15 protein-coding genes are annotated in these 9,943 nt (G+C 32.0%); all 15 read right to left on the bottom strand.

Annotated elements, in window-relative coordinates:
* Window positions 1–28: 28 nt before the first annotated feature.
* Window positions 29–463, bottom strand: a complete 435-nt coding sequence (locus DWZ03_RS19185) for a hypothetical protein (RefSeq protein WP_007557648.1) — start codon at window positions 461–463, stop codon at window positions 29–31.
* Between the two features lie 58 nt (window positions 464–521).
* On the bottom strand, window positions 522–1,145 hold the full coding sequence (locus DWZ03_RS19180; protein ID WP_004295355.1) for a ParA family protein: 624 nt from the start codon (window positions 1,143–1,145) through the stop codon (window positions 522–524).
* A gap of 16 nt (window positions 1,146–1,161) precedes the next feature.
* On the bottom strand, window positions 1,162–2,724 hold the full coding sequence (locus tag DWZ03_RS19175; protein WP_007559083.1) for a relaxase/mobilization nuclease domain-containing protein: 1,563 nt from the start codon (window positions 2,722–2,724) through the stop codon (window positions 1,162–1,164).
* Between the two features lie 433 nt (window positions 2,725–3,157).
* Window positions 3,158–3,514 carry a plasmid mobilization protein gene (locus DWZ03_RS19170; RefSeq protein ID WP_007557662.1) on the bottom strand — a complete coding sequence of 119 codons (357 nt, stop codon included), beginning with the start codon at window positions 3,512–3,514 and terminating at the stop codon, window positions 3,158–3,160.
* A 480-nt stretch (window positions 3,515–3,994) separates the two neighbouring features.
* Window positions 3,995–4,351: a plasmid mobilization protein gene (locus tag DWZ03_RS19160; RefSeq protein WP_007557662.1), complete on the bottom strand. Its 357-nt coding sequence runs from the start codon at window positions 4,349–4,351 to the stop codon at window positions 3,995–3,997.
* A gap of 1,146 nt (window positions 4,352–5,497) precedes the next feature.
* A complete protein-coding gene (locus DWZ03_RS19145) occupies window positions 5,498–6,655 on the bottom strand; it encodes a replication initiation protein (RefSeq protein ID WP_007559085.1) in 1,158 nt (385 codons plus the stop codon).
* 162 nt (window positions 6,656–6,817) lie between these two features.
* Entirely contained in the window at window positions 6,818–7,030 is a 213-nt protein-coding gene (locus tag DWZ03_RS19140; RefSeq protein WP_004295360.1) for a hypothetical protein, read from the bottom strand.
* Window positions 7,020–7,502: a hypothetical protein gene (locus DWZ03_RS19135; RefSeq protein ID WP_007559088.1), complete on the bottom strand. Its 483-nt coding sequence runs from the start codon at window positions 7,500–7,502 to the stop codon at window positions 7,020–7,022. Before DWZ03_RS19135 ends, DWZ03_RS19140 begins: the two co-directional genes overlap by 11 nt.
* 33 nt (window positions 7,503–7,535) lie before the next feature.
* Window positions 7,536–7,847 carry a hypothetical protein gene (locus DWZ03_RS19130; RefSeq protein WP_008765228.1) on the bottom strand — a complete coding sequence of 104 codons (312 nt, stop codon included), beginning with the start codon at window positions 7,845–7,847 and terminating at the stop codon, window positions 7,536–7,538.
* A gap of 24 nt (window positions 7,848–7,871) precedes the next feature.
* Window positions 7,872–8,090, bottom strand: a complete 219-nt coding sequence (locus tag DWZ03_RS19125; RefSeq protein ID WP_004295363.1) for a hypothetical protein — start codon at window positions 8,088–8,090, stop codon at window positions 7,872–7,874.
* Between the two features lie 30 nt (window positions 8,091–8,120).
* On the bottom strand, window positions 8,121–8,327 hold the full coding sequence (locus tag DWZ03_RS19120; RefSeq protein ID WP_007559092.1) for a hypothetical protein: 207 nt from the start codon (window positions 8,325–8,327) through the stop codon (window positions 8,121–8,123).
* Between the two features lie 12 nt (window positions 8,328–8,339).
* Entirely contained in the window at window positions 8,340–8,531 is a 192-nt protein-coding gene (locus DWZ03_RS19115) for a hypothetical protein (RefSeq protein WP_007559094.1), read from the bottom strand.
* A gap of 242 nt (window positions 8,532–8,773) precedes the next feature.
* A complete protein-coding gene (locus DWZ03_RS19110) occupies window positions 8,774–9,124 on the bottom strand; it encodes a hypothetical protein (RefSeq protein ID WP_227239216.1) in 351 nt (116 codons plus the stop codon).
* Between the two features lie 110 nt (window positions 9,125–9,234).
* Window positions 9,235–9,450: a hypothetical protein gene (locus tag DWZ03_RS19105; RefSeq protein ID WP_007559101.1), complete on the bottom strand. Its 216-nt coding sequence runs from the start codon at window positions 9,448–9,450 to the stop codon at window positions 9,235–9,237.
* A gap of 34 nt (window positions 9,451–9,484) precedes the next feature.
* On the bottom strand, window positions 9,485–9,736 hold the full coding sequence (locus DWZ03_RS19100; RefSeq protein WP_004295365.1) for a hypothetical protein: 252 nt from the start codon (window positions 9,734–9,736) through the stop codon (window positions 9,485–9,487).
* Window positions 9,737–9,943: the final 207 nt, after the last annotated feature.

Below are 9,943 nucleotides of genomic sequence, written 5' to 3'. Positions count from 1 at the left end.
TGTTTCACAAAACGACCCTTTTTCTGTACTAAAGAAAACGGTTCTTTTTTTGCTTAATCAAAGAACTTATGTCGCTACGGTGTTTAGTTAACCAATCTTCCAAAATAAACGAAACTAAAGATGAAATAGGTATTTTGGCTTTAGCTTTGAGCAACCCAAACACCTCTTTTACATCTGTATCAACATATAGAACTTCCTTGCAATTATAATTTTTTCCTTTAATGTACTCTAATAAGTCCGTCAAATCCATTTCACTAGAGCCATTAAAATTAAAAACTTCCGAAGAAGTTGTTTCCATTTCTACATGAAGTGGTTCTTTCTCCTCTTCAACTTCATATTTAGCTTCTTGAATAGGAGCTTCATTTATACTACTCCCATGCAATTCTTCACCTCTTATCATTTTAGCTATTTCCAGAACACTAGAAATACCTTCATTTTGCTTTTTCCTTAATTTATCAGCCATGTGCAAATATATACAATAAATGAATAACTTTATAACAAATATCTATTAAAAGAATATTTTATTTTATTGCTCCTTCTTGAATGATATAATCATAAGCATTCTTCACCTTATCAATACACTCATTACTAATTGCTAATGTATTTATACGTTCCATAGCAACAGAAGCTGGTATTTCATCTGTAACAAAACCAACTTGCTTAAGAATATCAACTACCTGTTCTTTTGTTTCATATCTTACCGCAGTTCTCATATTGTTAGGTAAAAAGAATATTTTAGCTTTTACATTTAAATACTGTAACACTTGGATAAAAAAACCTGTACTATCCATTGTAAATTTATCGTATTTAAATGGGCATATTATTATATCCGCAGCTTTAAGAATAGTTCCCAGAGCATCATCATCAATCTTACCAGGCAAATCTATTAATAGATTTCCTTGCTCAACCTTAGTAAAATCACTAATAATTTTAGCAACATTAGATATATCGGTTTGTATAACCTCATATTTAGGTTCATTATCATAGGTCGCAATATCTTCTTTTCTTCTATCCGATAATGAACGCTGAAAATCTAAATCCAATACTAGAACTTCTTTTCCTTTTTCTACTAGATAGTTGGCAAATTGTATGCAATTAGTCGTTTTACCACAACCGCCTTTCTGATTCCCAAATAATATTATCATATCTTACTTATATTTATTAATTTTGTTGCTGTCCTCTTTTCTTTTTCCTATTAGGAGATTTATCTTGCTGTACATTTATATGCTGGCTAAGAATATCACAAATAGCATCAATCAGATTAAATCCCCTTGCCAGTTCTGAATCTTGTTCAACATTTATTCTTTCCATCTTATCAAGAGTAACTAGAGTAATCCTATCTTTACTATAGCCATCTTTTATAATATTGATTCCTAAATCATCAGTACTTACGATTACTTTATTCTTTTTATCTATTAGATAAACTAAATTATCATCTTCAACAAAAAGAATTCCTTTTTCTCTTAATGTAGAATGTAAATCTGAACTATGAGCCAAATAACTATTTATCATATCAGTATAGACAGTATTTTTTTTATCCATATGCTCTTGAATCAAAATATCATCTTTTTTCACATGATAAATTCTACTTAACAACTCGGCTTCTTTAAGTGTAGCAACATTAAATTTATTTGCTTCATACACTCTGCTATTATATCTAAGTTCTTTCAACAGTTTTTTATCAAGAACCAATAAAGCCTTATCATCACCATTTATAAATATTGTGCCATTCATTGAAAACCTATAACCGTAATCTAACATTAATTTCTTGAAACTATCCATTGTATATTTTGTTCCATCTTTCAAAAGAAGATTAATTATACTATTACAGTGTTCAACTTTTGCTTGTTTATTAGGCTCTACTAAAAGTTCCTTCAAATCCATAACTTCCCCACCTTTCAAAACTCTCTTATTTCTATAATCAATTAATGTATATCCATAAGGTTTAGTATGTCCTTTTCCTGTATGAAAGACTAAATTTATACCAAACTTATCTTTCATCAAAGTTTGAAGTTCTGTATAGGAAAGTCCTTGCTTATATTTAAATAAAAGAGCTGTTATCTGTTTTCTTCTTTCTTCATCAGGTGTATATTGTTTAGCTTTATCTTTTATCTGCTCTAATTGAATTGAAGCGTGCTTTTCACCACCCTTATACAAAATTAATAATCCATCCTTTTCTCTTAATTTCCATCCTGATTGTTCAAGTAACAACTTATATTGCTGCACTGTAGAAAAAGAAAACTCCATGTATTTTGAAATATCATCTTTAGCCTTCAAAGCTAAATCAACATTCATTATTTGATTTATGACTTTCTGTGAGCGCACAGCTTCCATATTATCTTTTACCTTCTGTCCGTTCTTCTGTACTCGTGTAGAAACAATATGTACATGATTATTTTCTGTATCAGAATGAAAATATATCATATAAGGATTATTTCCATAACCCATTTTATTTATATATTGCAAAGCTACATTTTTCAAATCCTCTGCCGAATATTCACGCCCCTTACATGAAATCACTGCATGAAATTGTTTTGCCTTGACCGCTGGATTAGTCCTACAGACAGATTCCATATAAGCTATATAATCCGACTTCTTCAAATTATCTGGATTCATAGCAAAATTTTCTGCAACAAGAAGTTCACTCTTGCCTTCCTCATTCTTTCGCTCATTATAATCAATACCAGCGAAAGAAGTTGCCGCTTTTAAAACTACTACTACCATATTTATAACTTCACACCGCAAATATACAAACAAATATTCAATAAAAGAATATTTCAATATAATTTATTCATACAATAAATATACAAATATTATATATTCATATATTATTTATATATATAATATTTTCCCCTAAAGTTTTTGGTATCATAATAATGTTTTCTCTTCGTCCATGCCGGGCAGAACCCGGAAAAGTACGGTATCAAATACCTTCCCGGTTTCTCTCCAGTGCAGGCAGAAAAGGTATCAATTAGATGCAATCCTTTTGCCGATGGGCGGTAGTTCCTGAATGGTGTCGGTGTCTTTTCTTTTATGATGCAGCCGTTTTCCTGTATTCAGGTATAGAGAGAAACGACACAAGGAACTTTAGGGAAAAGAAATAGTAACGCTGTCTTTATCACTAAAATTATATATATAAATATTATATATACATATATTATTTGATTGACATCAACTTACGCCAAGTAACATTCAATTTATCTTGCATAATTACATAGTCTGCCATTTTCTTTTCTACCTCATTAAGAACCTCTTGATTAACTTCTTCCTTATGAATATTTACATACCTAGCCAACTGATTTATATTATTTCCTATACGTTTCATTTCCAAACAAATTTCATCCATCGAACGAATAAATTCTTTAGGGTCAATAAGACCAACTCCTTTCCTAAAGACTCTCTGTCTAAAATAATCTGACATACATTTGCTAGATTTAGAAGCTTTAGTTAGTTCTTCATATTCTAAATTCGTTAAGCGAACTTTCACTATTCTATCTCTTTTATTTGCTTTCATACTATGATACTAAATAATATATGCCCCCAAGTTGCGAGGGGGCTAAACTCCTGATTTATCAGGCAAGATTTGGTTTTTGTGTCCACAAAAACACATCTTGCTATTAATTTCTACAAACGCAAATATATAAATTACTAAACACCCTCCCAAACAAAAGGGAAAAAAATACAATTAGATAAGTTTTTTTGGTATCATAATAATGTTCTCTTATCGTCCATGCCGGGCAGAACCCGGAAAAATACGGTATCAAATACCTTCCCGGTTTCTCTCCAGTGCAGGCAGAAAAGGTATCAATTAGATGCAATCCTTTTACCGATGGGCGGTAGTTCCTGAATGGTGTCGGTGTCTTTTCTTTTATGATGCAGCCGTTTTCCTGTATTCAGGTATAGAGAGAAACGACACAAGGAACTTTAGGGAAAAGAAATAGTAACGCTGTCTTTATCACTAAAATTATATATATAAATATTATATATACATATATTATTTGATTGACATCAACTTACGCCAAGTAACATTCAATTTATCTTGCATAATTACATAGTCTGCCATTTTCTTTTCTACCTCATTAAGAACCTCTTGATTAACTTCTTCCTTATGAATATTTACATACCTAGCCAACTGATTTATATTATTTCCTATACGTTTCATTTCCAAACAAATTTCATCCATCGAACGAATAAATTCTTTAGGGTCAATAAGACCAACTCCTTTCCTAAAGACTCTCTGTCTAAAATAATCTGACATACATTTGCTAGATTTAGAAGCTTTAGTTAGTTCTTCATATTCTAAATTCGTTAAGCGAACTTTCACTATTCTATCTCTTTTATTTGCTTTCATACTATGATACTAAATAATATATGCCCCCAAGTTGCGAGGGGGCTAAACTCCTGATTTATCAGGCAAGATTTGGTTTTTGTGTCCACAAAAACACATCTTGCTATTAATTTCTACAAACGCAAATATATAAATTACTAAACACCCTCCCAAACAAAAGGGAAAAAAATACAATTAGATAAGTTTTTTTGGTATCATAATAATGTTCTCTTATCGTCCATGCCGGGCAGAACCCGGAAAAATACGGTATCAAATACCTTCCCGGTTTCTCTCCAGTGCAGGCAGAAAAGGTATCAATTAGATGCAATCCTTTTACCGATGGGCGGTAGTTCCTGAATGGTGTCGGTGTCTTTTCTTTTATGATGCAGCCGTTTTCCTGTATTCAAGTATAGAGAGAAACGACACAAGGAACTTTAGGGAAAAGAAGATTTTTCGTGTGGCTCTTTCTGGAACTCTGGAAGTGAAGCGTGTTAATCACATATTATATATTATTTGTTTATATATTATATATTCACATATTATTTATATATATATAATATTGCATTTTGTTCCTGTTCTTTTTCCCTAATGTTTTATGGTATCAATTTTTTGCGTCCGGCTTCCGGCTGCTTTTTGTATTTGGTATCAAAAGGTCGTTCTACAGGGTGTGCCAGGAATGATAATTCGGTATCAATTTCTTTCCCTACAGTATATCAAAAAAGCATAGGGACAAAAACCCAACTTTTTAAAATATGTTTTTTTTAGATAGGGACAAAAACCCAACTTTTGATTGATTATTTGTATCATATAGTGTCTTTTTTTGTTAATAGATGTTCTTTTCCCTAAAGTTTGTGTTAAGATTATGAGAAAAGTTCCTTTTTTATGGGTTTATGTAATAAGAAAAGTTCCTTTTTTATGGGTTTATGTAATAAGAAAAGTTCCTTTTTTGTGTGTTGGTATGATTATCAGGTTTTTTTTATCAGCTAGTGATGGTAGTACCCTTAAAAATGAAAGGGTAACTATCTGAAAAACAACAGATAATGGTAAAAAATCAGGGACAAAAACCCAACTTCTTAGGGACAAAAACCCAACTTCTTAGGGACAAAAACCCAACTTCTTAGGGACAAAAACCCAACTTTTAGACCCCTCCTAGGGACAAAAACCCAACTTTTATTCATCTTCTTTTTCTTCTCCAATCATTCCGGGGAGTATTTCTACTTCTTTTAATAATACGGATAAACAATATTCTGCTTTATTTGAAATTTTATTCCAGTTATCTCTAACATATTCGCCTAGATAAAGCATCTTAGTTACTACTGCTTTATAGTTGCTTAATGTAATCTGTGGAATAAACTGCTGCAAATGCTCGTCCTTCATTGCAAAGTGCAAAGAACAAAAATTCGTTATCATCTTCTTTTGTCCTTTTAATAGTTCTTCTTCCTTCTTTGATAATGCAGACTTAATAACTTTGAAATTAAGTTTATAAGGCTGTGTATCGCCTGAATTACGATAAACTTCTGCCATTTCAAACCAGCAATCAGCCTGTTCAAACAAATCATCGTAAACAGGGCGTATTACACGTTTATACAAATCTTTAAATTCGGGGTATTTATCTTCTAATTTTAAGAATTTCCGAAATCTATCCACATAGATAGAAAAACCACCTTTTTCTTTCCATGAGCTAATCAGCATATACATTCTTATTGTATATCTACTTTGCGCTCTTAAAGCTATCTCTTTTATATAGCGTGTAAAACCTCTATCAACATTAATGAAAACTTTAGCAACCTCTCTATCCATTTCTAAAGAAAAACCTCTTGAATAAGGAGTTTTGGGTATATTTGCCTTAGTGAATAAACCAGTAATAGACCAACTATCCTCACCTGTTATTGGGTCTTTAACATCAAGCTCTACAGGAATACTGATTAATTTACGAACCATGCTTTTTACTTCCTTGTATTGGTCTGGATTAACGCCCAAATCCCGATATGCGATATCTACTCTTATACGGTCTGAATATTCTTGAAATAAAGATAATTGCTCGCATGGAATAGATGTACCATATTTATCTAGATGCTGAATACTTAATTCTATGACATCCTGTAATTTCTCTATAACAGCAATTAAGATTCTAATCTGTACTGTCTTAAAATCACCAGCCATTAATGTAACTACATTAGGTTGTTTCAGCCATGTGGGATTTTCTGGGAGTTTCACAGGAAGATTTGTACGAGGATGCCCTTTCCTAATTCTAACAATCTCACCGTCTATTTCTTCTTTTTCTTCTTTCACCGCACGTTTTCGGGCTTTTATTTCTCTATTTACCATCGCTTATTATTTTGACTGATTAATACTCCAAAAAAAAGTAGAATAAAGAACACAAACATAAACTTGGCTATATAAAATAGCCCTATGAAAATCATTCTAAAAATAGCAATGATAATTTCTAATAGATTTCTTATTATGTTCCTCCAGTCCATTTTCTTTGTTTTATAATTCCTGTCGCCAAAGCTCCGGCTGCACTATTGTATAACCAGCACTTTGCAAATATACTCTTTTAAATTCATCGGGCAACGTTCCTTCAAGGAATTGCTTTTTATGCCTTGATGCAGTTCGGCGGTCATATGGACTATTTTTAGACCAACCTCTTTTAAGAATTAGTTCCTTAAAGCATTCATCTAATGTTTTTGCTTTATCTATCATAATCTTTTCGTAAAGAAATTATAGGGTTTTTCATCCCTTTATACGTTTCACAAGGATTTCCTAACAGTTCGCACATAACAAAATGTACAATTTTTCCTTCATCCAATGATAAATTCGATTTATTTGCTAATTCTACAACTAATGTATATTGATAACTATAGTTCTCAACAACAATTTCTTTTTCATTGGAAACTTCATTGTAAATCTTTCTATACTTATGCCATAAAGACGTATTAAAAAGCTCTACCGTAAGAAAATTGTTTACCTGCTCTGTTGTATAGTCTTCTGGCAAACGTTTCCCTGTAAGTCTATAAACAGCCTCCATTTTTGCTTTTTTTCCTACAAACTTTTTTTTCCCAATCATCTGACAAGAAGGAAGTTCATCCCTAGATATAAAAGGCTTCAAATCTGACACCCTACGATATACCTTATATTCAATAAACATTCTATCTATATTTTGATTATATGACATCTATTCCCTTTCACACTATTCGAAAAATTATGGTCATTTATCCCAATCATAATTATCGTAATCTATTTCCTTTCCTGTAGCATGGCATTCAGCCACATAATCAGCCCATTTTTTTCGCTTCGTCACATCAAAAGGCATACGTAGAAACTCATCCTTCCAAGGCTGTATAAAGTAACCAAAATCGTGTTTGTTCGTTACATACTGAACAGCATCTCTAATGGCGTTATACTCATATCCTTCTTTCAACAATGGTTCGTCACCCAGTTTAGAGTATATGTTTGCCACTTCCCGAAGCATCTTTGCAAATTCTTTGTATGTGGCAAAATTCTTTTCTTTTTTATCCATAATCATTCTTTTTTGTTTTGAGTATTAATTTTTTTCGATGAAAGTATTGGTTGTATTCAACACCCCGGCTGAATCTCGACTTTTGCCATCTCTTATGAAGATTCCTTCTTCTTTCAACCGTTCATAATCAAATTCATTCATCATGATAATGACAATATTTTCATTTGTATATAGCTTACACTTCATAAATTGAGTACCTTCTATTTTTCCAATTACGTCTATTTGGATTGTTCTTTCATTCATAATTCGTTTATTTATATATCGATTTGAGGATTATTCTTGTTTTTTTACTTCATATCCCTTTTCTCTGAGATACGCTGCTATATACTCATCATCTCCGACATCATTAAGGACATCGAAAAGATAACCTTTTACATAACTGGCTACTGCAACCGCATTTGCATACTCGATGTTCTGCGAAATGAATCTCACTTTCTCTGTTCTTCCTAAGCCTCTGAAGGCTTCTTCAATTTTGCTCATATTTATACTGTTTTACGCTAATTCTGTTTCAATAAACTTCATCATCTGATTGTGAAAAGAACCACTCCTTTTTTGCGCAGCCTTACAATCATCAATGGAAAGATTCGATTCCTTAATTATCCCTATTGCGATTGCTGGCATATCTCTGACTACTACAATATGCTGAACAGCAAACCAAATACCATCAATAAATTCATTATTCATATCTTCATTTTATTGGTTAAAACTCATATTCACTTTCATTGAAATTTTCGATTGAATAAATTAAACCACCGAAGTCACCTGCTGAGAAGCCTCCAGTAATATTACTTCGATGTGTTCCCTTATACTTACCAAAGGTTAATGTTCTTTCTTGATTCATTACTATTCTGTTATGCGTTATTTGGTATGATAATCCCATTTTATCTTGACTTATATATCTGGAAAAGAGACCTGTGAACTAAAGACTACTCTTTCTTTTCCTTACGCCTCGATTTGAGAAATTCTTTAGCCGCTTCTTTGTCCTCATGTACTTCATCTGATACATAATATATTATAGCCTTTGAATTGTGAGGATTGTTTTTCCACTTTCTTCCTATTGCATCCGGATTTACAACATATCCTTCTTTTGCCCATTGCAGGGCTGTTAGGCTCTTTTGGTTCATTCTCTTATACCAAAGAACCTTACGATGCATTTTTGTCCGGGGAGTAATTACTCCGTCTGCACATACCAGTCCTTCACAGTTGTAACCGGGGCTTTCCAGAAATTCAATTTCTTTTTGAATTTCTTTTATGCTCATTTTCTCGATGCGTTCCATGTATTGTGCAATCGTTTCATCTGTCATATCCGCTGCCATATTTCATGAATTTATGTATTAAAATAAGGCTATTAACTAGTTTAATAGCCCATTTTTGATTTCAAATACTATCAAACGTATTTATCCAATTCTTTTTCTAGCTTTTCCCTATCAATCTCTGGAAATAGTTCAAGAACAAGACTTAGCGAATCGCAATAATTGTTTGCATAGTTTTCTGTATCCATCAATCGTAACACCATTGAACAAAAAATACTCTTTTCCTGCTTAAAAGTACGATTTAACACAGAACTAGATAATCTGAAAATTTTCTTCTCTACTCCAATCATAAATTAATCCTTTCACATTTCTAATAATTGACTATCAATCTGTAGTTTTCTTCAATGCTTCAAAAGAAGACAAGTAATCATCAACAGCTTTATTTAACGCTGCATATTTATCTTTCCACGTCCTTATTTGCCGTTGTGTTTCAATATACCTATCATTCAAAGTTGCATAATTCTGAATAGCAAATCTAATAGCTTTAGCATCTGTTTTTTCACCAGATAATTTTTTTAGATTTTCTAACTCTGCGCAGGCTGCATCGTCTAAGCGTAATGTAAACTCTTTTTTCATAAAAAAATGATTAATGAATTAATACTGAAAAATAGCACTAACAGTTGGCTACGAAATGGATTTAAGAAGCAATGTTTCATGATTTTGTTTGCTGTTCTTTATACTGGCAGCCAAACCAGCTTTAAAGGTTTGTTTATCTCTTTATTTTCAATACTCAAAGATAGTGATTTTCTATAAATGTCGCAAATAATAGGACAATTATTTTTG

This window comes from Bacteroides sp. AF29-11, assembly GCF_003602895.1.
GTDB lineage: Bacteria > Bacteroidota > Bacteroidia > Bacteroidales > Bacteroidaceae > Bacteroides > Bacteroides uniformis.
The sequence above is the reverse complement of the archived record's forward strand: the minus strand, read 5'-3'. Positions and strand labels throughout refer to the sequence as shown.

What these genes read in the sequence shown, in the direction of transcription:
- DWZ03_RS19185 (WP_007557648.1), bottom strand. Translation starts at nt 463, where the DNA reads ATGGCTGATAAATTAAGGAAAAAGCAAAATGAAGGTATTTCTAGTGTT.
- DWZ03_RS19180 (WP_004295355.1), bottom strand. Translation starts at nt 1,145, where the DNA reads ATGATAATATTATTTGGGAATCAGAAAGGCGGTTGTGGTAAAACGACT.
- DWZ03_RS19175 (WP_007559083.1), bottom strand. Translation starts at nt 2,724, where the DNA reads ATGGTAGTAGTAGTTTTAAAAGCGGCAACTTCTTTCGCTGGTATTGAT.
- DWZ03_RS19170 (WP_007557662.1), bottom strand. Translation starts at nt 3,514, where the DNA reads ATGAAAGCAAATAAAAGAGATAGAATAGTGAAAGTTCGCTTAACGAAT.
- DWZ03_RS19160 (WP_007557662.1), bottom strand. Translation starts at nt 4,351, where the DNA reads ATGAAAGCAAATAAAAGAGATAGAATAGTGAAAGTTCGCTTAACGAAT.
- DWZ03_RS19145 (WP_007559085.1), bottom strand. Translation starts at nt 6,655, where the DNA reads ATGGTAAATAGAGAAATAAAAGCCCGAAAACGTGCGGTGAAAGAAGAA.
- DWZ03_RS19140 (WP_004295360.1), bottom strand. Translation starts at nt 7,030, where the DNA reads ATGATAGATAAAGCAAAAACATTAGATGAATGCTTTAAGGAACTAATT.
- DWZ03_RS19135 (WP_007559088.1), bottom strand. Translation starts at nt 7,502, where the DNA reads ATGTCATATAATCAAAATATAGATAGAATGTTTATTGAATATAAGGTA.
- DWZ03_RS19130 (WP_008765228.1), bottom strand. Translation starts at nt 7,847, where the DNA reads ATGGATAAAAAAGAAAAGAATTTTGCCACATACAAAGAATTTGCAAAG.
- DWZ03_RS19125 (WP_004295363.1), bottom strand. Translation starts at nt 8,090, where the DNA reads ATGAATGAAAGAACAATCCAAATAGACGTAATTGGAAAAATAGAAGGT.
- DWZ03_RS19120 (WP_007559092.1), bottom strand. Translation starts at nt 8,327, where the DNA reads ATGAGCAAAATTGAAGAAGCCTTCAGAGGCTTAGGAAGAACAGAGAAA.
- DWZ03_RS19115 (WP_007559094.1), bottom strand. Translation starts at nt 8,531, where the DNA reads ATGAATAATGAATTTATTGATGGTATTTGGTTTGCTGTTCAGCATATT.
- DWZ03_RS19110 (WP_227239216.1), bottom strand. Translation starts at nt 9,124, where the DNA reads ATGGAACGCATCGAGAAAATGAGCATAAAAGAAATTCAAAAAGAAATT.
- DWZ03_RS19105 (WP_007559101.1), bottom strand. Translation starts at nt 9,450, where the DNA reads ATGATTGGAGTAGAGAAGAAAATTTTCAGATTATCTAGTTCTGTGTTA.
- DWZ03_RS19100 (WP_004295365.1), bottom strand. Translation starts at nt 9,736, where the DNA reads ATGAAAAAAGAGTTTACATTACGCTTAGACGATGCAGCCTGCGCAGAG.